This is a genomic window from Streptomyces sp. PTY087I2, from assembly GCF_001687325.1.
Lineage (GTDB): Bacteria > Actinomycetota > Actinomycetes > Streptomycetales > Streptomycetaceae > Streptomyces.
In genome coordinates, this window is the sequence record NZ_LZRD01000001.1 from 315,793 (window position 1) to 335,195 (window position 19,403).

Consider the following 19,403-nt stretch of genomic DNA (forward strand, 5'->3'; position numbering starts at 1 on the left):
TGCTGCCGCCGCTCTTGAGCGGCAGCTTGGAAAGGAAAGATCCTGTAATGAAGCATGGAGTACGCTCCCGGGCGACCGCAGCGACCACGGTCCTGCTGGTGGCATCCGTCGCGCTCACCGCATGCGGTGGCGACAAGGGATCCCCCACCGCAGAGAAGCCGAGGACCGCGTCCGACGCACCCGCCGCACTGGTCAAGGACCCGCTCGTGACCACCTACGACGGCGGTCTGTACGTACTCGACGGCTCGACGTTGAAGGTCACGAAGGACATACCCCTGGAGGGGTTCAACCGCGTCAACCCGGCCGGCGACGACCGCCACGTCATGGTCTCGACCGCTACGGGCTTCCGCGTCATGGACGCGGCGGGCCAGAAGCTGACCGACGTAGAGTTCGCGGGCAGCAAGCCCGGCCACGTCGTACGCCACGCCGGCAAGACCATCCTCTTCTCCGACGGTACCGGCGAGGTCACGATCTTCGACCCTGCCGATCTCGGCGCGGCCAAGCCCGACAGCGAGAAGTACACCTCAGCCGAGCCGCACCACGGCGTTGCGATCGAGCTGGCGAATGGCGAGCTGGTGACCACGCTTGGCACGGAGGAGAAGCGTGTCGGCATCATGGTCCTGGACAAGGACCGCAAGGAGATCACGCGCAGCGAAGAATGCCCCGGCGTTCACGGCGAGGCCACAGCGAAGAACGAGGCCGTAGTGATCGGCTGCGAGGACGGCGTCCTGATCTACAAGGACGGAAAGATCAAGAAGGTGAAGAGCCCCGGCGAGTACGGCAGGATCGGCAACCAGGCCGGATCCGACGCGTCGCATGTTGTTCTCGGCGACTTCAAGAAGGACCCGGACGCCGAACTGGAGCGGCCGGAGCAGGTCTCGCTGATCGACACGGAGACGGGCAAGATGCGCCTCGTCGACATCGGCACCAGCTACACCTTCCGCTCCTTGTCTCGCGGACCGCACGGCGAGGCCCTTGTACTGGGGACCGACGGCAAGATCCATGTCATCGATCCGCTCTCCGGCAAGGTGACCAAGCAGATCCCTGCCCTTGGTTCCTGGCAGGAGCCGCTCGACTGGCAGCAGTCTCGCCCGAGCCTGTTCGTGCGTGACCACACTGCTTACGTCTCCGACCCCGGTGCGAAGAAGATCCTGGCCATCGATCTGGAGACCGGGAAGCAGACCGCCTCGACGGATCTGCCGAAGGCGCCCAACGAGCTGAGTGGCGTCAAGAAGCACTGACCGCTCAAGCGGCCGCACGAATAATGGGGAGGGGCGTGTCAACCTGATCAGGTTGACACGCCCCTCCCCATGTCACAGCTTCCCCCGGTGAGCGGCACTCACCAGGACGACTTGGTCACCCCGGGGAGGAACCCTGCGTGGGCCTGCTCACGCACACGGACACGCGAGAGTCCGAACTTGCGCAGGTGGCCCCGAGGGCGGCCGTCCACGCTGTCCCTGTTCCGCACACGCGTGGCGCTTGCGTTACGCGGCTGACGCCTCAGCTCCTCGACCGCAGCGACCCTTTCCCCTTCCGGGGTGCCGGGACGGCGGATGATTTCCTTCAGCTCAGCGCGACGGGCCGCGTACCGCTCGACTGTGGCCTTGCGCTTCTCGTTCTGCGCGATCTTGCTCTTCTTCGCCATCAGACCTTTCCTCCCCGAGCGCGGATGCGCGCGACCGCGGCTTCGATGCCGATGTTGTCGATGGTCTTGATGGCCTTGGCGCTCAATGTCAGACGAACGTGGCGCCCCTCAGCGGGGAGCCAGTAGCGCTTGCGCTGAATGTTCGGATCGAACCGGCGTGAGCTACGCCGGTGCGAGTGGGAGATGTTGTTGCCGAAGCCCGGCTGTGCGCCGGTCAGTTGGCAGTGGGCGGACACGGTGTTACCTGCCTCTCATGAGCATGGCCCCATTCTTGAACATGGAAACCATTCCCATATACTAGCCTCATGGCTCGCAACGAGGTACGCCCGATCATCAAGCTCCGCTCCACGGCGGGCACCGGTTACACCTACGTGACCCGCAAGAACCGACGGAACAACCCGGACAGGCTCGTCCTGCGGAAGTACGACCCGATGGTCCGCCGACACGTGGACTTCCGCGAAGAGCGCTGACCCGCCCAGACACCTAGGACACCCCCATGAAGCCCGCAATCCACCCCTCCTACGGCCCCGTCGTCTTCCGCGACAAGGCCGCCGACTTCGCGTTCCTGACCCGCTCGACCATGACCAGCGACCGCACCGTCACCTGGGAGGACGGCAACACCTACCCGGTGGTCGACGTGGAGATCTCCTCCGCGAGCCACCCCTTCTACACGGGCACCGCCCGCGTCCTGGACACCGCCGGACGCGTCGAGCGCTTCGAGCGCCGCTACGGCCCCCGAGCGGATCGGTGATGGAGACCAATCAGAAGCTGCCCGTCATCATCGTCAACGGGCTCCATTCCGACGCTCGGCGAGAAGTGGTGGAAGGGCTGCTCAACAGCGTCCCCGGCAGTGTCGTCCTGCACCACGACCTGTCCTCGGCAGTCGAAGGGACCGTACGCCGCACTGTGCGCGACGCGAGCGGAGTGAAGTCAAGCGGTGACGTACCGCTCGTCAACGACTGCGCCTGCTGCGCGCTGCGCGAGGATCTGATTCCCGAGCTGGAGCGACTGGCCGCTGACGACACCCCCCGGCTGGCAGTCCTCGAGCTCTGGGACTCTGTCGAACCCTCGGCCATGGCCGAGGTCATCGCCACGCACGGCAGCGGATGGGCGGAAGTGAAAAGCGTCGTTGCCGCCGTCGATCCAGCTCTTGTCCTGCCCTACTTGGTGAACGGCGACGACCTGGCAGAAGCAGGGCTTGCGGCAGCCGCCACCGATCAGCGCACCGTCGGGGACACCTGGGCCCGACAGCTGGAGTACTCCTCCGTGATTGCCCTCGTGGAAAGCGAGGAAGCTGATGAAACAGACCGCGCACTCGTCGGGCAGCTGCACCCGACTGCGTCGCAGGCAGCGGCCGGGTCGGACACGCTGACTTCACTGGCCCTCTCCGGCTTCGACGTAGAGGCGGCAGGCGCCGCCCAGCACCCGGCCTGCGCACTTCTTCCCCAGGAAGCGGACGAATGCGGTGTCAGCACCCTCGTTTGGCGACAGCACCGGCCCTTTCACCCTGAACGCCTTTATGAGGCCCTGGAAGATCTGTGCTGCGCGGCAGCACGCAGCCGCGGCCGTTTCTGGCTCGCCGACCGGCCCGACACCCTCCTTTCGTGGGATGCCGCCGGCGGCGCTCTGTGCATTGAGGACAACGGCCCCTGGCTGGCTTCCCTGCCTGACGCCGCCTGGGACATGGTGCCGCCGTTCCGCCGCGCGGCTGCAGCTCTCGACTGGCACCCAGAGCACGGCGACTGCTGCCAGCACCTGGTCTTCGTCTCCCCTGACCTCGACCGCGAGGGTGTCTCGGCCCTCCTTGAGTCGTGCCTGCTCACCAACGCGGAGTATGCAGCCGGGCGAGAAGCGTGGAAGAGCCTGCCTCCCGCTTTCGACGACATACTCGATCCAGTCCACTGAATCCACCTCTTCCCCGCGAAGGACCCAGATGGCCCGCCACCCCAATTCCCACAGGCCTGTGAAGGCCCGCCCGAATCCGCTCGACGCGGCAAAGATCACGTACATCGACTACAAGGACACCAACCTGCTACGGAAGTTCATCTCCGACCGGGGGAAGATCCGCAGCCGCCGCGTCACGCGGATCAGCGCCCAGCAACAGCGCCAGGTGGCCGCAGCCATCAAGAACGCCCGCGAGATGGCCCTTCTCCCGTACTCCAGTTCCAGCAAGTGATTCCGCTGCGGTGCAGCCGTGATTGCCCGATGGGCAAGGTCTCGCCACCTCGGCGTTTCCCGAAGGGCACCTGATCGAGCAGGGCGATATGGTCGGAATATGCCGGAAGTGCGGTTGCGCTTCCGTGGGCCCGACCACGCTCAGTCGAAGAGGAGCATCCAGGATGTCTGCCACGACGGCACACCACCCCCACCTCGATCACCCGCACAAGCACACCTCGGGCTGCGGGCATGTCGCGGTACCCCACGGAGACCACGTCGACTACGCACACGACAATCACCTCCACCGCATGCACGGCGACCACGCGGACGAGTGCGTAAACCCCCAGCACTCGGTCCATGCCGACCATGATCACCAGCACGGTGAGAACTGCGGCCATGTCGCCGTTCCGCACGATGATCACGTGGACTATGTCCACGATGGCCACCGCCACGCCGAGCACGACGGCCACTGGGACGATCACTGACACGCGCACGGCGAGATACGGGGCACCGCACCATTCAGGGCAGTACCCCGCATCTCGCCTTCGTGCCGTTCAGGGGCGTGTACAAGAAGTGGTGCCAGCGAGTCCAGGCACCAAAGCTGCAGCTTGTAGCGGAATCGGCGGCAGCGGCCAATGTCCGCTCTGGTTCTGTGTTGGTTGCCTAGCGCCGGCCTCCGCGAGACCATCGGGTGAGAAGACCGCTGCGGATTTCGTCCACGATGCGAACCTCAGTGACCGGGTCCCCGATCACGATCTCGTGGTGAGTGCCCGCGCCGCCCCGCCCATCACCTCGATCGACATGGGTTTCCGCCTCGCCCGTGATCGCGAGGCTCGCTGTTCACCCCCCCCTGGCGATTTGCTTGCGAGCCTCGGCCGCATGCCGCTGAGCGCAGATACATGCGGAATCGACGTCTGGGGCCCGGGCGATCACACCTCTCGCTCGGCCAAGGGCCCGAGCTGGTCGGCTGCCACCGGGCGGTAGCCCCCTCAGCAGTACGAGGCTCAGCCGAGGTGCCGACACGCGCCGGAACACCCACAGCCTCCTGCACATCGCCGAGTCCGGCACCAGCTCGGGTCGAGGAGCGGGTCTCCGTACGAAGCCCTGCTAGGCCAAGTCGTGTTGACGAGCGGAGGCTGCCGTCTGGTCAGTGAATGCGACCTCAGGGATCCCGAAAGCCTGCACAAGCTCATCGGCGATCAGGGTGGTAGCCCGCATCAACTCGGCGCCCTTATCGGCGAGGTCGTCGACGAAGGCCACGGCTTCGGCGTCCGCGTACGCGCACGACCGGGTACTCAGAGTGGATCTTCGAGCCGTACTTGCCCCGGTCGACAGTATTCGGACCTGTCAGGTCCCCCTTTTCAGAGCCCGCATGTTCACCGAGTCGATCGCGCACCGCGACCAGTCCAGCTCGCCGCAGGCGCCGAGTTCGTCGAGGACCAGGCGGTGGAGCTTGGCCCACACCCGGGCCTTCGACCACTCCGAGAACCGCCGGTGGGCGGTCGCTCAGGACGGTCCGAACGACGCCGAAGGCAACTGCTGCCAGGTACAACCCGACCTGGCCACGAACACGATCGCGGCCAGCACCTCCCGGTCGCCATGCCGACGCCGCCCACCACCCTGCGGCCGCGACGGCGCCTCCGGCACCACCCGCTGGAACGGGGGCGAGCCCGGTCACCGAATATCAACTCCACCCGCTCGCAACACAGTTGACATGCCGCCCCACACTCATCGCACTTGACAGGCGCACCACACCTTCCCTTATCGTATTGATAATCATTTTCGTTTGGACCGCCGAGAACCTTCCCCGGAGTCCGCGCCGACGGCTCCAGAGGCAGTCGAGCACCACCCACGAGGCATGAGGGAGGCCGCTTTGCGGCCACCCTCCGCATGTCTGACAAGGCTTGCAAATCGTACGCATTACGCATAAATGCAGGCCATCACCCCACTCTCGTCCGGTTCAATCCACTTCACGTGAGGAGAAGTACTCAGTGACAGCAGTGAAGGAAAGATCGACGACCGTCCGGTACCGGTTCGCGACGCCGCTTGCGGCGGTCGTTCTGGCTCTGGCGACGGCGCTGTTCGGGGCCAGTCCCGCCCATGCCGCGACATGGGCCTCGGGCCACATCGACATCGTGTACGCCGAAGCGACCAGCAGTACGAACCTGACGCTGCGAACCCTGCCGGACCCGGGGCCGTCCGTCTCAGCCGGCACCTGGGACATCGCGGTGCCCAACACGCCGGAACTCGGCGGCTACGTACTGCCGGAGAGCTACAGCGACTCCGTGACCTACAACGTTCCCTTCGCGGGCTTCGGAGGAGCCTCGAACCTGATCAGCAGTGGTGCGTTCAGTTCGGGTGACACGCTCGCACTGCTCCTCGACAGCGTCGTGCACACCAACCCCGACGGATCGCCGGGCACCGGGACCGTGACTGTGACGCACGGCGGGGCGACCTGGTACGACAGTGCCGGTGACCGCCACGACTTCTCGGTCGGCAGCGGTTCGTCAGCGATCCACGAGCACGCGAAGTGGGCGTTCTCCGCTCCGGGAACGTACGCGCTGGAGTTCTACGCGTACAACTCGACCACGCTCAACTCCTGGACCGGGTCGACTTCGACCTACACGTTCCTCGTCTCCTGACGCAGCCGTTCCGCCGGGGAGGAGCGCGGCTTCCGCCCGCGCCTCCCCGGCAATACGCGAGGACCACCCTCGGGCGGTCCTGCCTGCCCGCCGGTCCTTCACCAGACGTGGCGCTCGCCGTCACCGCCCTCGTCACCGACGAATGAGGTCTCCGTGCCCCGCTCGCTCTCCTCACTGCTGGGGATGTTCACCGCCGCCGTGATCGCCGGAGCGTCGCTCAGCGCAGCCACCGCGCACCCGACACTCGCCTCGGTCCGGGACGAGGCGCCGCCGGTGGTCTTCGATAAGGGCAACCTCATGCTCGCGCCACTCATGGAGGGCGCCGACGGCCGGATCGAGTCGTTCGAGATGGGGTGGATCGACAAGACCGATCTTTCGGACTACCGCTGGTACGCCCCGGAGGAGGCCGTCCTTCACCTCAGCGAGCGCGAGTTCGACGCATCACCGAACGCGTACCGCACGGCGAACGCCGACTTCCTCTTCCCACCGACACCGGGCAAGCGAGAGGAATATCTCAAGGGCGAGGACGGGCGGATCCTGTTCGGAACCACCCTGGCCAGCGTGACGTCCGCGAACCTCTTCAACGGCGTCGGCCCCAATGCGGCGTACCAGAACGACATCGAGACCACGCCACGTCAACCGCGGTTCACCTTGCGGAACTGCTCGACCGCGTCGGGCGGCACCCTGCGGGTGCCGGACGGCTCGTCACCCGTCTGGGACTGCGCGTCGGCGCAGGACGGCGTCCCCCAGGAGCCGCTGACCGGGGCCAAGAACGGCGACACGGTGCACGAACTTCATGCCACTGCACCGGGGATCTACTGCCTCACCGTCGACCTCGACCTGATCTCGGCGAGCAAAGGCACCGTCTGGGACGCAGCGACCTACACGGTCGTCGTAGGCCAGGCGGTGCCCAACGATCTCCGGCCGTGCACCCAGGTCGGCGTCACACCGCCGGAGGGCGTCGACCCGGACCCCGGTGATCCGGGCGACCGCCCCTGGGAGACGATCACAGAAGGGCACCACGACGTACGGGCGGGCATCGTCGACAACGAGTTGTCACTCGGGCTGGACGCCGAACTGACCCCGTGGCGCGAGGTGGTGATCGCACGCACCCCACCGGGCGCAACCGTGCTCCCACCGACGAACGCGTCGGACCTGACGGCCATCGGCCCTGTAGGCACGCCCTACTGGTACTTCCCCACCAGCAGTTCGCGAGAAAACTACGCGTGGCCAGGGTTCAGTACCGAGTCGCTCGACGCCGAACACCTGCGGTCTCCTCTGACCTTCTCCCTCAACGGCTTCACCCGCGACGGCATCGTCAACCCGGAGGATACCGACGTCGCCCTGCTGTCGAATCCATCCTCCCTTCGCACCAACTCCTGGTTCAACACCCGCCTCGGGACACCGTCCGCGTTCCAGATCGGCACGCACGCGCACGCTCATCCTCTATGGGCATTCACCAGGCCGGGGGTGTACTGCCTGTCCATCTCGGTGACGGGCCAACTCGCCGACGGCCACTGGTCCGAGGACACCGGCCTGCTGACCATGGTCGTCGGGGACCACGGCGATCCCAGGTCCGTGGCCCCCTGCACCCAACAGGGCATCACCATCCCTGCCCCCGCGCCACCGGCTGTCCCCGCGCCCGTCTCCCCCGACCGGCACGTCGTCGACGATCCCCATGCCACCCGAGGCGTCGCACTGGCCGCTCACCTGCGCGGCGAGAACCTCGACGTGGTGGCGGACGTCGCCGGAACCGTGCCGGAACCGCACTCCTACGTCGACACGGAGCGGGTGATCTTCCGCCCTGACTCACAACGCGCCGACGGTACGTGGCGGGACGCCACCAGCATGGTCCTGGACACCGGTGGGATCACATCCGCCGATACAGAGCCCGGTACCGCCGTCACGCTCGGTCTTGGCACGATCGAGGGGCCGGGAACCTTCCGCTACGAGAACGTCTTCGATCCGGTCAGTCCCGGGGGGCTGTCCTCGGCCGACCCAGCGCTTACCTCCACCACGCTCCCCGTCTCCTCCCGCGCAGGGAGCACCTGGTGGGACTTCTCAGCCGCAGGCGTGTACTGCGTTCCGCTCACCTGGACCGCGACGCTTCCCGATGGGCGGAACGCCTCGGTCACCAAGACCCTGACCTTCGCGGTCGGTTCCGATGACAGTTCCTCGCCCGACCACATCGCCGGCGAAGAGATCGTCCCCTGCGCCGACGGGGGCAAGGCGACACCGCCCGGCGGAGGCGACCCGGGCCCCGGAACACCTGACTGGGACGTCCCGAACGGGTCGCGAACCGACTCGGGGGCGACCATCCTCAACAACGGACACATCGATATCGCCTCCACGATCGAGAACGGCTCTCTGCGCACCACGGTGAAGGACGCCACTTCGAACGGCGCACCCGTTTTCCGGGCCATGAAGGAGACCGTTCTCCAACTCCTGCCGCAGTCGCGGTCAGAGGTGCCGGCCGAGCCCGCCTACGAGTTCCTGGGGGCGCCCGGTGAACCCGTCTGGGAGGTGACGCAGGTCCAGCAGACCGAACTCGGGCTGCTCTGGCCCGGCTGGTCCACTGAGGAGATCCCGGTCGAGGCGACCCGGACCGGCGTCCGGTGGGCCCTTACGGGCCTGACCGGGCCAGGCAGGTTCGCGCTGTATCAGACCGACTTCACCGGCGTACCAAACGTGCTGTTCGACACGGGCGACGGAATCACCGGCGCGGATTCGTTCGAGATCGCCAAGAACACGCACGCGCACGGTTCCTGGGCCTTCTCCGCGGAGGGGGTGTACTGCCTCTCCTTCGAACGGTCGACCACGCTTTCCGGTGGCCATGACACGTCGGACGCGTTCACGCTCGGCGTCGTCGTCGGCCGGACCGACCCCACCTCCGTGAATCCGGCCGACTGTTCCGGAACCGATCCCCAGGCGACCGTCCCAACGGCGCCCGCCGCACCAAAGGCCCTGGCGGACGGGTCCACCGTCTCGGCGTCCTGGAAGGTCCCCGCCGACGGCGGTTCCCCCATCACCCGCTACCACGTGACTCTCACCCCCGATTCAGGTCGGCGGATGACCCGGACGGTGGGCGGAGGAGTGGCGTCCGCCGACTTCACCCGAGTACCGGCCGGCAGGTGGACGGCCACAGTCACCGCGGTGAACGCGATAGGGCCGTCCGAGACCTCCGCGCCTTCAGCCCCGGTGACGGTGGTCTCTCCGTCCCCTGTCCCCTCCCCCGCGCTCCCGCCGGACCCTGCACCTCACCCGGGTTCGGCGCTTCCCGGGGCGGTTCCGAGTACGGCCGGAACCAGCAATGGTTCAGACGTGGGCAAGGTATCGGTGACGGACGGCGGTACCCTCGCCCGGACCGGCACAGAGGTCTGCCGGCTCCTCGCTGTGGCAGCGCTCATGTCAGCTGTCGGCGCCGGTCTGGTGTTCTGGCGGCGCAGCCGGCGGCACCGTTTCTGAGCGGCGTCGCAAACCGCCGGGACTCCGGTTGCTACTGCGGGGACAAGCATCCTGGCTCGGGCACCCAATGCGACGGCCCTGCGCCTTGACACGCTTCAGAGCGGTCAAAGCGCAGGGCCGTATCGGCGGCAAGTCCGTCCGGGGACCGAACCGATCCGTGAACACGCCGGCCGATCCCTCCAGCGTGTTCAGCCGGTTCGTCGGGTGGCACGCAGCACGACGTCACTGACATGGTGGGTGCTGGCCGCGCCGGGCGGGCGCTGCCGGGTTTCGTGGGTCTCGACGTGCCAGGTCTCGGGGTCGGCGGCGAGCGCGTCAGCAATCTCGTCAACCCCGACGAACGCCTCCGGGTCGTACATCCGGGTCTGGACCGCCACGTCCACCGGGTCGCTCAGGGGAGTGAGGTCGTGATGCACGACGAGGAGAGTGCCGCCGGGGGCGACGGCGGCGAGCAGACTGCGCAAGCCGCGCTGGTCGGGGGTGCGCTTGAACGACCCGTACTGGAGGGAGACCAGGTCGAAGACCTCGGTGCCGAAGGGGGCCGGGTCGTTGGCGTCGCTGCGGACGAGCTGGACGGCGAGCCCGCGCTGTTCCGCCTCGGCTCGTACCCGGGCGAGCGCGTTGCCGGAGATGTCGGTGGCGGTCACCTTCCAGCCGTGCTCGGCCAGCCAGAGAGCGTCGGCGCCCTCGCCGGTGCCCACGTCGAGCGCGCGGCCCGGGGCCAGGGAGGTGGCCTCGTGGACCAGCGTGCCGTTGGGGTTGCCGCTCCAGGCGCGGTCGGTGCCCCCGTAGCGGTGGTCCCAGTCGGCTTCCTCGCCCGAGTGCCGGACGGCGGCGCGCACGTCCTCCTCCGCGAGACTGAAGGCGATCATGGCGCCGACCTGGCTGCCTTGGGCCGCCGACGGCAGCACCTGCAGGCTCGGGTCTGTGACGTTGCCGGCCGCGTAGAGCCCCGGTACAGCGGTCTCACCGCGCGGGTCGACCGCGACGAAGTCACCGGCACCGGTCGGGTGCGGGGTCGTGGTGAGCCCAACCCCGGCCAGCACGTCGGCGCGTACACGGAAGCGTGAACTGACCACCACGGCGTCGGCCTCAATCATGCGACCGTCGGCGAACTCGACCCCGGACACTTCACCGCCCGGCCTGGTAACGACTCGGCTGACCTCGCCACGCTCGACGGTGACGCCTGAGGCGGCGAGAGCTTCTACTCCACTCTCGTCGAGCCCGGTCGGGTCGTGCAGCACCACGGTGAGCCGGCCGCTCAGATGCCGGTACAGCGGGGTCGGGTGAAGGCCCAGCGGGTGTGTGACGATCTGCACCAGGCGCTGATCGCGGACCTCGAAGCCATGACAGAAGGGGCAATGGATCACGCCACGCCCCCAGCCTTCGGCGAGGCCGTCGATCGCAGGGAGCTCGTCGGACAGGCCGGTCGCAGCAAGAACGCGACGGGCCACCAGCGTGTGTCCACCGGTGAGGTCGAGTCGGAACCGGCCGTCATCGCGACGGTACACCCCCACGACTCGCCCGGGGAGCACCTCCCCACCGTACATGCGTACTTCCGCGCGCCCGGCCTCCGCGAGCTCTCCGGGCGCGGCCCCCTCACATCCCAGGTATCCGTGCATGTGCGCGGCCGGGGCGTTGCGTGGGGTGCCGTCGTCGACCACGACAACGCCGCGCCGCTGACGGGAAAGCTGCAGGGCCGCCGCGAGACCGGCGGCCGAACCGCCGATCACCGCGACGTCGCAATGGCGTTCCAGGGTGGGATACGGGATGCGGCCGACCTGCTCGGTGGGCTCGGACGAGGCCGAGTGCGCCTTGTGTGTGGGGTGCTCGCTCATGAACTCGACGGTACAACCGCTGGCATTTTCCGCAAGCAACCTTGCACAATCAGCAAGACACACCACCATGGACGGATGAACGAAGTCGCCGACATCGAAGCCCTGGCCCGGTCCCGCCTGCGCAGCATGCGCATCACCCTCGGGTATTCCCTCGATGAACTGGCCGAACGCACCAACCTCAGCCCGTCAACCATCAGCCGTGTGGAGACTGGAAAGCGCACGCTGAGTCTCGATGTGCTCGTTCCGCTGGCCAACGCCCTTCAGCTGAGTCTCGGCGCACTCTTCGAGGTGCCCGCCGATGACGACGTCGTCATTCGTCCGGTCGCACACAGCAGCGGCACATGGACGACATGGCCGCTGAGCCGTCCGGACGGGCGTACGGTCGCGGTGAAGATCCGCCTTGAGCCGTCCCAGGAGTCGCCCGGCCGGCGGGTGCACCCAGGTCATGACTGGTTCCTCGTACTGGAAGGGTGCGTACGGCTGTGGCTGGGAGACCGGCGTATCGATGTCGCCACAGGAGAGGCAGCGGAGTTCGCGACGATGGTCCCGCACGCGATCACCGCCCTGGACGGCCCGGCCGAGCTGATCATGGTCTTCGACCGTGCCGGACAGCGTGCCCATGTACATCAGTAACTCGACGCCCCTTGGAAATGCCCGGCAACCCCGAGGGCTATGGGGCAGGTCGGGCCGGACTACAGCGCGCAGCGGCGGGACCACGATCACCTCGCGCGACCGCGGGGTCGTTGACCAGACTGAGCCAGACGGGCCGACCCCCATTGCGGCGGCCTTCGGTGGGGGCTGGACGACGATGACGTTGACGCGTTCGCGGGCGTCGAGGCAGTCGTTGGCGCGTATGGTCCAGGCGCCCTGAGGACCGACGGAGGACGTGGAGCGATACGGCGGATGCGTTGGCACTCACGCAGTGTCATTGGTCAGGCGGGGCCGGGCGGCTTCGCGCAGCAGGCGCAGGCCGTTGAGGCCGACGATGACAGTGGAGTCCTCGTGCCCAGCGAACTGAGCCGGCCCTGCCCAGCGCGTTACCGGAGTGCGCGGCGGCAAGGGCGGGGGCGTCGTTGACGCCGTCGCCGACCACCAGCACCCGCCGTCCTTCCGCCTCCCACGCCTTGACCGCGGCGACCTTGTCCTGGGGGAGGAGTCGGGCGCGGACGTCGGTGATGCCGACCTGGGCGGCCAGGTACCGGGCCGCGCGCTCGTTGTCGCCGGTAAGCAATCACATTTGGAAGGCCAAACACCTTCCACGTACCGGTCCTTCGGGCAGAATGCCCGTGGCCGCAGCGGACGGAAAATTTGAGTGCTTCGGCGGCGATATCCTGGAGGCGGGCGTCACACGCCCTCCTCCTGAGCGTCGAAGAGGTGGGCCTCTAAACCGGTCGGTCGCCGAACCACCTTGGGAGGACTCAGCGCCATGCCATATCTGCTGCTGCCGCCGCATCCCATGTCCGTGAGCGCCGCTAGGCGATGGGCGGCCCCGCTGCTGCCGGCCGACGTCCGCGACCCGGTCGTACTCGCCGTCTCCGAGCTGGTGACGAACGCGGTTGTCGCCGACGAGGCCATCGCCGCAACTGACGACAACGAAGTGGAGCTGATCGTCGACCCGTCGTACGGTCACGTTGTGCTTGCCGTCACCGACGCCAGCGACCGGCCCCTTCCCCCAAGCCCCGCCCGTGTCCCCGGCTACGAGGACGGCGGCCGCGGTCTGCTCCTACTGGACATCCCGGCCGACGACCACGGATGGGTCCCGCGCCCGTGCGGCGGGAAGTGCGTCTGGGCCCGGCTCCGATGCCCCCCCTGCGCACTTGCCCGTCATACCTCAGCGGCTGAAGTGCACGGACGCTGCCTAATGCTCGAGTGACCTCGGGGGCGTGCTGCCGGAGCCCGGGTGGCGTCGATGGCAACCCCGAGGTGGCCCAGCGCAAGAGCGCGGAGAGCGGGCCGGGTCGACGAAAAGGGAAGGCGGCGCGCTGGAACCGGACCTTGGCACCGGGCTCATTGTCCCGCAGAAGTGCCGGACCCACACTCCTGGGCGGCCACGGGAAACGACGTCGAGCACCGGCACATACACGCCCGTGCCGAGCACACCTTCGCCCGCGCGTCGTCCAACCCGTCGCCACCATGCGCAACCTCGCCATAGCACCGTGAACTCCCAGGTCAACACCACCTGGGTCTTCTGCACCGGCTCGCGGGTGCGCTGCAGCCTTCTCCGGCATGAAACGATGAACGCCATGACACAGGAGGCGAACGCACAGGGGCGCTACGGTCGGCGTCGACCCCGACCAGGCCTGACGCCCGAGTCCGTAGTGGCAGCCGGCCGAGCGCTCATCGAGCGAGAGGGACTGGACGCGCTGACCATGCGAGGAGTCGCACGAGAACTCGACACTGCGGCCACCTCCCTCTACCGGCACGTAGCCGATCGCGAGGCCCTCCTGGTGGCGATTCTGGAGCAGGTGGCGTCTGGCCTGCCAGTCGAGGTGCGAGGAGAAGCACCCCAAGAACGGCTGCTGGAACGCCTGGTCGAAGCCCACGACTATATGGCCCACCATGTCTGGGTACTGCACGTTCTCATCCGCGGTGAACTCGTCGCCGAAACGGCCTTTCACTTCGCCGAAGCCTGTGTAGCCGACTTCATCGCCGCCGGCCTCTCTGCGAGGGAAGCTCTCAGCGCGTTTCAAGCCTGCTGGCACCTCATCCTTGGTGAGCTGCTGGCACAGCACCCACTCACTCCTCCACAACCACCTACCCAGCGCAAGGAGGCGGTGAGACGGATTGACGCGTATCGCTTCCCCTCCCTGGCAGCTGCCGCAACTGCTGCCAACGGGAATGCGCGGGACGAGTTCGCGGAGACAGTCAAGCCTCTCCTGACCGCGCTGATCAGCAACAGCGGCACACCGGCTTGACCGCTGCCTCCAAGAGTCGGCCGCGCCCATCTGTTGATGATTATCATTTTCGCTCTAGGATGGGCTGCAGGGTTGAGACGCTCGCCCCGCTGCGAATTCGCCAGGCAGACTCGAATAAGTACAGCCCTTGTGTGCGGCACCGGGCCTCTCCCTCGACAAGCCTGCCGAAATCCTCGGGTCTTCTGGAGACGACATGCACGCGAACACTGGGCAGCACTTCTACGACAGGACAGCTGAGTACGTGGCTCTCCTGCTTCCGGGCGCATGGAAGGATCTCGGTCCAGCCCTCGGCCGAGCACTCGATGGCACTGACACCACAGCAGGCCCCATAGTGGACATCGGCGCCGGCACCGGTGGAGGCACCGTCACCATAGCCACTGCCCTCCCGACGGCCGAGATCCTCGCGGTGGAGCCCCATCCTTCCTTGCGTACCGCGCTGCTGGCCAGGACCGTCGCCGATCGCGACCTGGCCACTCGCGTCACGGTGCTGGATGAGGACATCCTGTCGGCGCCCTTGCCCGAACAGGTTTCGGGGTTCGTGGCGATGAACGTCATCGGGCACCTGACACCCGATGAGCGCGGCGCCCTCTGGGCCCTGCTGGCTCGACACCTGGCTCCGCGTGGCCGGGCCGTACTGAATATTTACCCGCCGACCCGGCCGGAAGCCGTCCCCTCGACGCCGATGGATGAGGTGAAGGTCGGGCGCCGCGTCTATGCTGCATCCGCCTCAGCCGAGCCCTCCGGCGAGAGTTCCGTGACGTGGAGTATGACGTACAGAGTCACGGAGAACGGCACTACGCTCAATGAGTTCACCGCCTCCGATCTGTGGCACGTATTCACCACCGACCAGTTGTCGGCAGAACTCCAGGCACACGGTCTGGTGGTCTCCTCAGTGGACGCGGCCCACGGGTTGCACACCATCACTCGCCAGAAGTAGAACTGACGAACTGGTGCACGGTTGGCGGTGAGACGCCGAGGCCCACGCGCTTCACTGCCTACCGTGCACGAGACTTCGTCACGCTGAGGCGCTGTTCACCTTCCACCGGCGTACACCGGTTTGAGCCTTCCACATGTCCGCGTACCGGCCTCCAGACTGCAGCAGCTCGTCGTGGCCACCTCTCTCCACGATTCTGCCGTCGTCGACTACGAGAATCTGGTCCGCTCGTACCACGGTCGACAGGCGGTGCGCGATGACCAGCACGGTCTTGTCCGCGACAAGTGCGTCGATGGCTTCCTGAACGGCGACTTCGCTCTCGCTGTCCAGCGCGGCAGTTGGTTCGTCGAGCAGTACGATCGGAGCGTCCTTCAGTATGGCCCTGGCGATGGAGATCCGCTGGCGCTCGCCCCCGGAGAGGGCGCCCCCAATCTCGCCCACTCTCGTCTCGTAGCCGTGCGGAAGTCTCGTGACGAAGCCGTGCACATTCGCCGCACGGGCCGCGGCCTCCACCTCTGCGTCCGAGGCGTCGGGGCGAGCCATGGCGATGTTGGCTCGGATCGTGTCGTCGAAGAGATAGACGTCCTGGAAGACGACGGCGACGGACCGGTAGATTTCCTTGGGGTCGACGTCCCTGAGGTTTCTTCCCCCTATGAGCACGGCGCCGGATTCCGGGTCGGCGTATCGGGTAATGAGCCTTGAGATCGTGGTCTTGCCTGAGCCCGAGGGACCCACAAGCGCCGTCAGCGACCGCGCGGGCGACCTGAAGGAAGCGTCGTTCAGGACAGGTTCGGCAGCTGCTGCGTGGTAGTGAAAGGTGACGTCCCGGAACTCGATGTCGAAGCGATCGAGGCGGGCCTCCGGGTCACCGACCGGTAGAGGCTCGCTGTCCATCACCTCAGCGATGCGCTCCAATGACGCGTCCGCCAGATCGAAGACTGCGATCATGGACGCCACATTGGCGAGCGGCTCGGCAAGCTTCACTGCGGCCACCGTCAGGGCCACGAGAAGCGGCGCGGACATGTCGGCCTTGAGCACGAGCGACGCGCCCACGGCCACCGCTGCGACGATGGCCACCTGCATAGCTGTCGTCGCGACAATGCTCGGCAGCGTGAGCGACTTCTGCGTATCGCTCATGACATGCGTCTGCCGCTTCAACGCGTGCTCCAGACGCTTGGATGACGGGCCCGCCTGCCCTGTCGCCCGCAGCACCGGCAGCCCCTGGACGTACTCGACAATCCTCGAAGCGGTTTCCGCGTCGGTGGTGTTGACTAGCCTGAGTCCTTCTCCCGAGCGCCGCTGGATTCTGCGGACGAACGGCACTGCGGCCGGGAGGGTCACCAGGAGCACCAGGCCGATGCGCCAGTCCACTACCAGGAGCACACCGACAAGAACCACCGGTACGACTGCGGCTTGGACGAAGAGGAAGGCAACCTGGGAGGCTCCCATCGAAGCAGTCGCGACGTTCCCCCCTACCAGTGCCCCGAGATCGCCGGCCGCACGTTGTTCCAGGTCACGCAGCGGCATGGCGCGAAGCTTCTCACCCAGCCCAAGCCTCAGATCGGACATCACCCGCGCCCACTCTTCGTAGTGGAAACGCAGCTCGGACAGACGACAGACCGCTTCGACAGCGTAGAGGGCGCCGAATGCCGCGAACCAGGACCACGCCGCAGTCCTGTCCACCTCGGGCTGGGCCAGTTCGTTGATGAGACCAATCAGCACGCCATAGGCGGCCGCCTGGGCGACCGATCCGACGACGGACGCTCTCAGGGCGGCAAAGAACTGTCGCCCTCGTGATCCGGCAGCGAGCATCATCAGTCGAACGAGGCGCTTCATATCGGTATCTCCGTGGTCTTGTCGGCGGAGGAGGCGACCGGTCGGTGGCTGTCCAGGCCCCACTCGTCGGCCCGGATGTGCTGTCGCCACATCGCCGCGTATCGTCCGTCGGTTCGCAGGAGTGCGTCATGCGTGCCACTCTCGGCCACCCGCCCCCGCTCCAGGACGACGATCTGATCAGCGTCGACAATCGAGTTCAGCCGATGCGCGATCACAACGACAGTACGGTTCCGCGTCAGTTCGGCCAGGCCGCGCTGGATAGCCGCTTCGTTTTCCGGGTCGGCGAAAGCTGTCGCCTCGTCCAGCACGATGATCGGGGAGTCAGCGAGTAGCGCCCGCGCGATGGTGATCCGCTGGCGTTGGCCCCCGGAAAGCAGGCTGCCTCGTTCGCCGACCCGCGTGGTGTACCCGTCGGGAAGCTCGGTGCGGATGAACTCGTCTGCTTGAGCAGCCCGAGCAGCTGCTTCCACCTCTTCATCGGTGGCATCCGGCCGGGAAAGCCTGATGTTCTCCGCCACGGTGTCGTCGAGGAGAAACGGTTCCTGGAAAACCATGCCCACGTGCTTCAGGAGCATCTCCGAGCTGATGTCTCGAACGTCGACACCACCGACGCTCACAGATCCGGCGTCCACGTCCCAGAACCGGGGAACAAGTCGCGCGATCGTCGACTTGCCGGATCCTGATACGCCGACGAGCGCGCATACCGTGCCGGCGGGGACGTGCAGGTCCACTCCGTCCAAGGCCTTACGAGGGTTCGGTCCGTCACTGTCGTAGGAGAAGACGACATTGGAGAAGACGACGGATCCGTCGACCGGTCGCTGCGGCGCCTTCGCCTCAGGCAGCGGCCGTAGGGCGAGGATCTCGTTGATTCGCACCGCACCGGCGCGGGACTCGGTGATGAAGTTACTGAGGTACATCAGGGGGACCACCGACTCGATCGGCATGGTGCCGAGCAGCACCGCCAGGACAAGGCTCATGATCGACATGGAGCCGGTGGAGACAAGCCACGTACCGACCGCGAGGACGATGACCAACGTGGGCAGGGGGGTCATCGCCGCACGCGTCAGCACTCCGGCGGTCTTCCCCTGGCGCTGCCATAGTTCAGTGGCCCGGTTGAAGTTCTCCACCCTCTCCGCGAAGCGCGCGAAGGAGGTGGTTCCATCGTCGAAGGTACGGACAACCGGCATGCCCTGGACGAACTCGACCACTGCCTCGTTGACGGCCTCATTCGCTTCGTCATAGGCGCGGCGATGTTCCGCATAGTCGCGGGTGACCAGGCTGAAGCCGATCGCCACGGCAGGAACCACCGCGAGAACCGCGAGCAGAAGTCGCCAGTCCACGAACGCTAGCGCGACGAGGGCCGCGACCGGCTGGGCCAGCCCGGCTCCGACCATCGGCGTCGCGTCGGCGACAGCGGAGTGCAGAGCCCTCACATCGTCCTGGACGATCTTCTTCAAGGCGCCGGAACCCAGGGATTGGACCCGGCCCAAGGGTACGACAGCGAGGTGCTTCGCCAGGTCACCTCGAAGGGTGGCCTCCAGCGAGAAGGAGGCCAGGTGAGAAAGGTCGAACGCCCACTTCCTCAGGGCGAACCGGCCGATCATGGCGAGGCCGGCGAAGATCAGCAACCAGGCGATCGCAGCACTCGAAGGCTCCCCTCTGAACAACTCCTCAAGTGCAAGCCCCACCAGTACGAGACCCACAACGCCTAGTACACCCGCGGCCGCGCCCACAGCGAGAGCGAGGATCAGCCGGCCACGAACGCTACCGAGCAGGGACATCAGGGGATCTCGGCTGCCCGGTCGTTTCTCCCCCGACTCGGTCGATTGAGGATCCGTGAGGGATCTCGCTTGCACCATGTCTCCTCCTTGCCATTGATGGCTCAGGCCGCGCCGCGGCACGCCAAGGGTTCGCAGCCGTACGCCGACCCCTAATAAGGGTGACCTTATGCGAACACTGTACGCGTCTGCT

Annotated in this window: 18 protein-coding genes and 2 pseudogenes; 12 read left to right on the top strand and 8 right to left on the bottom strand. The window is 66.9% G+C overall.

What is annotated here, in order from left to right; genetic code table 11:
* Window positions 1-47: 47 nt before the first annotated feature.
* Window positions 48-1,241 (top strand): zinc metallochaperone AztD, encoded by a 1,194-nt coding sequence (aztD, locus tag A3Q37_RS01445; protein ID WP_065476423.1) that lies wholly within the window; start codon window positions 48-50, stop codon window positions 1,239-1,241.
* 98 nt (window positions 1,242-1,339) lie between these two features.
* On the opposite strand, the gene rpsN is transcribed toward aztD, so the two are convergent.
* Window positions 1,340-1,645: a 30S ribosomal protein S14 gene (rpsN, locus tag A3Q37_RS01450; protein ID WP_065476428.1), complete on the bottom strand. Its 306-nt coding sequence runs from the start codon at window positions 1,643-1,645 to the stop codon at window positions 1,340-1,342.
* The gene (gene rpmB / locus A3Q37_RS01455; RefSeq protein ID WP_065476429.1) at window positions 1,645-1,881 is read right to left on the bottom strand and encodes a 50S ribosomal protein L28; all 237 of its coding nucleotides are present in this window, start codon (window positions 1,879-1,881) and stop codon (window positions 1,645-1,647) included. The genes rpsN and rpmB overlap by 1 nt, the downstream gene beginning before the upstream one ends.
* A gap of 69 nt (window positions 1,882-1,950) precedes the next feature.
* Here rpmB and rpmG point away from each other — a divergent pair, with 69 nt between their 5' ends.
* The 5 genes from rpmG (at window position 1,951) to A3Q37_RS01480 (ending at window position 4,287) form a co-directional block, all read left to right on the top strand.
* The gene (gene rpmG, locus A3Q37_RS01460) at window positions 1,951-2,115 is read left to right on the top strand and encodes a 50S ribosomal protein L33 (protein WP_065476432.1); all 165 of its coding nucleotides are present in this window, start codon (window positions 1,951-1,953) and stop codon (window positions 2,113-2,115) included.
* Window positions 2,116-2,141: 26 nt separating this feature from the next.
* Window positions 2,142-2,396, top strand: coding sequence for a type B 50S ribosomal protein L31 (locus tag A3Q37_RS01465; RefSeq protein ID WP_065476435.1), 255 nt, complete (start codon window positions 2,142-2,144; stop codon window positions 2,394-2,396).
* Window positions 2,396-3,550 (top strand): GTP-binding protein, encoded by a 1,155-nt coding sequence (locus A3Q37_RS01470; protein WP_065476438.1) that lies wholly within the window; start codon window positions 2,396-2,398, stop codon window positions 3,548-3,550. Before A3Q37_RS01465 ends, A3Q37_RS01470 begins: the two co-directional genes overlap by 1 nt.
* Before the next feature lie 28 nt (window positions 3,551-3,578).
* Window positions 3,579-3,821 carry a 30S ribosomal protein S18 gene (rpsR, locus tag A3Q37_RS01475; protein WP_065476441.1) on the top strand — a complete coding sequence of 81 codons (243 nt, stop codon included), beginning with the start codon at window positions 3,579-3,581 and terminating at the stop codon, window positions 3,819-3,821.
* Window positions 3,822-3,984: 163 nt separating this feature from the next.
* Window positions 3,985-4,287 (top strand): hypothetical protein, encoded by a 303-nt coding sequence (locus A3Q37_RS01480; protein ID WP_065476444.1) that lies wholly within the window; start codon window positions 3,985-3,987, stop codon window positions 4,285-4,287.
* A 622-nt stretch (window positions 4,288-4,909) separates the two neighbouring features.
* Here the strand turns inward: A3Q37_RS01480 and A3Q37_RS37065 are convergent.
* Both A3Q37_RS37065 and A3Q37_RS01485 read right to left on the bottom strand, forming a co-directional pair.
* The gene (locus A3Q37_RS37065) at window positions 4,910-5,062 is read right to left on the bottom strand and encodes a hypothetical protein (protein WP_176711309.1); all 153 of its coding nucleotides are present in this window, start codon (window positions 5,060-5,062) and stop codon (window positions 4,910-4,912) included.
* 40 nt (window positions 5,063-5,102) lie between these two features.
* Window positions 5,103-5,452: pseudogene (locus A3Q37_RS01485) on the bottom strand (transposase); the annotation flags it as partial.
* A gap of 341 nt (window positions 5,453-5,793) precedes the next feature.
* Here A3Q37_RS01485 and A3Q37_RS01490 point away from each other — a divergent pair.
* Together A3Q37_RS01490 and A3Q37_RS01495 are read left to right on the top strand one after the other, a co-directional pair.
* Window positions 5,794-6,444 carry a TIGR03769 domain-containing protein gene (locus tag A3Q37_RS01490; RefSeq protein ID WP_176711319.1) on the top strand — a complete coding sequence of 217 codons (651 nt, stop codon included), beginning with the start codon at window positions 5,794-5,796 and terminating at the stop codon, window positions 6,442-6,444.
* Window positions 6,445-6,597: 153 nt separating this feature from the next.
* Window positions 6,598-9,909, top strand: a complete 3,312-nt coding sequence (locus A3Q37_RS01495) for a choice-of-anchor M domain-containing protein (protein WP_065476452.1) — start codon at window positions 6,598-6,600, stop codon at window positions 9,907-9,909.
* A gap of 188 nt (window positions 9,910-10,097) precedes the next feature.
* Here the strand turns inward: A3Q37_RS01495 and A3Q37_RS01500 are convergent, their stop codons facing one another.
* The gene (locus A3Q37_RS01500) at window positions 10,098-11,747 is read right to left on the bottom strand and encodes a bifunctional NAD(P)/FAD-dependent oxidoreductase/class I SAM-dependent methyltransferase (protein ID WP_065476455.1); all 1,650 of its coding nucleotides are present in this window, start codon (window positions 11,745-11,747) and stop codon (window positions 10,098-10,100) included.
* A gap of 75 nt (window positions 11,748-11,822) precedes the next feature.
* Between A3Q37_RS01500 and A3Q37_RS01505 the strand changes: the two genes are divergently transcribed.
* Window positions 11,823-12,380 (top strand): helix-turn-helix domain-containing protein, encoded by a 558-nt coding sequence (locus A3Q37_RS01505; RefSeq protein WP_065476459.1) that lies wholly within the window; start codon window positions 11,823-11,825, stop codon window positions 12,378-12,380.
* Between the two features lie 282 nt (window positions 12,381-12,662).
* Here A3Q37_RS01505 and A3Q37_RS35250 read toward each other — a convergent pair.
* A pseudogene (locus A3Q37_RS35250) lies at window positions 12,663-12,978 on the bottom strand (HAD family hydrolase); the annotation flags it as partial.
* Between the two features lie 195 nt (window positions 12,979-13,173).
* Between A3Q37_RS35250 and A3Q37_RS01510 the strand changes: the two are divergent.
* From A3Q37_RS01510 to A3Q37_RS01520, 3 genes are all read left to right on the top strand, one after another.
* The gene (locus A3Q37_RS01510) at window positions 13,174-13,620 is read left to right on the top strand and encodes an ATP-binding protein (RefSeq protein WP_065476462.1); all 447 of its coding nucleotides are present in this window, start codon (window positions 13,174-13,176) and stop codon (window positions 13,618-13,620) included.
* A gap of 283 nt (window positions 13,621-13,903) precedes the next feature.
* Window positions 13,904-14,662, top strand: coding sequence for a TetR/AcrR family transcriptional regulator (locus A3Q37_RS01515; RefSeq protein WP_141693535.1), 759 nt, complete (start codon window positions 13,904-13,906; stop codon window positions 14,660-14,662).
* Window positions 14,663-14,855: 193 nt separating this feature from the next.
* Window positions 14,856-15,599 (top strand): cyclopropane-fatty-acyl-phospholipid synthase family protein, encoded by a 744-nt coding sequence (locus A3Q37_RS01520; protein ID WP_065476468.1) that lies wholly within the window; start codon window positions 14,856-14,858, stop codon window positions 15,597-15,599.
* A 78-nt stretch (window positions 15,600-15,677) separates the two neighbouring features.
* Here the strand turns inward: A3Q37_RS01520 and A3Q37_RS01525 are convergent, their stop codons facing one another.
* Together A3Q37_RS01525 and A3Q37_RS01530 are read right to left on the bottom strand one after the other, a co-directional pair.
* The gene (locus A3Q37_RS01525; RefSeq protein WP_065476471.1) at window positions 15,678-17,432 is read right to left on the bottom strand and encodes an ABC transporter ATP-binding protein; all 1,755 of its coding nucleotides are present in this window, start codon (window positions 17,430-17,432) and stop codon (window positions 15,678-15,680) included.
* A complete protein-coding gene (locus A3Q37_RS01530) occupies window positions 17,429-19,291 on the bottom strand; it encodes an ABC transporter ATP-binding protein (RefSeq protein WP_065476476.1) in 1,863 nt (620 codons plus the stop codon). The genes A3Q37_RS01525 and A3Q37_RS01530 overlap by 4 nt, the downstream gene beginning before the upstream one ends.
* Between the last annotated feature and the right edge of the window lie 112 nt (window positions 19,292-19,403).

Coding starts and splice junctions, on each gene's coding strand:
- aztD (WP_065476423.1), top strand. CDS start 48: ATGAAGCATGGAGTACGCTCCCGGGCGACCGCAGCGACCACGGTCCTG.
- A3Q37_RS01465 (WP_065476435.1), top strand. CDS start 2,142: ATGAAGCCCGCAATCCACCCCTCCTACGGCCCCGTCGTCTTCCGCGAC.
- rpmG (WP_065476432.1), top strand. CDS start 1,951: ATGGCTCGCAACGAGGTACGCCCGATCATCAAGCTCCGCTCCACGGCG.
- A3Q37_RS01470 (WP_065476438.1), top strand. CDS start 2,396: ATGGAGACCAATCAGAAGCTGCCCGTCATCATCGTCAACGGGCTCCAT.
- rpsN (WP_065476428.1), bottom strand. CDS start 1,645: ATGGCGAAGAAGAGCAAGATCGCGCAGAACGAGAAGCGCAAGGCCACA.
- A3Q37_RS01530 (WP_065476476.1), bottom strand. CDS start 19,291: ATGGTGCAAGCGAGATCCCTCACGGATCCTCAATCGACCGAGTCGGGG.
- A3Q37_RS01505 (WP_065476459.1), top strand. CDS start 11,823: ATGAACGAAGTCGCCGACATCGAAGCCCTGGCCCGGTCCCGCCTGCGC.
- A3Q37_RS01510 (WP_065476462.1), top strand. CDS start 13,174: ATGCCATATCTGCTGCTGCCGCCGCATCCCATGTCCGTGAGCGCCGCT.
- A3Q37_RS01480 (WP_065476444.1), top strand. CDS start 3,985: ATGTCTGCCACGACGGCACACCACCCCCACCTCGATCACCCGCACAAG.
- rpsR (WP_065476441.1), top strand. CDS start 3,579: ATGGCCCGCCACCCCAATTCCCACAGGCCTGTGAAGGCCCGCCCGAAT.
- A3Q37_RS01500 (WP_065476455.1), bottom strand. CDS start 11,747: ATGAGCGAGCACCCCACACACAAGGCGCACTCGGCCTCGTCCGAGCCC.
- A3Q37_RS01525 (WP_065476471.1), bottom strand. CDS start 17,432: ATGAAGCGCCTCGTTCGACTGATGATGCTCGCTGCCGGATCACGAGGG.
- A3Q37_RS01520 (WP_065476468.1), top strand. CDS start 14,856: ATGCACGCGAACACTGGGCAGCACTTCTACGACAGGACAGCTGAGTAC.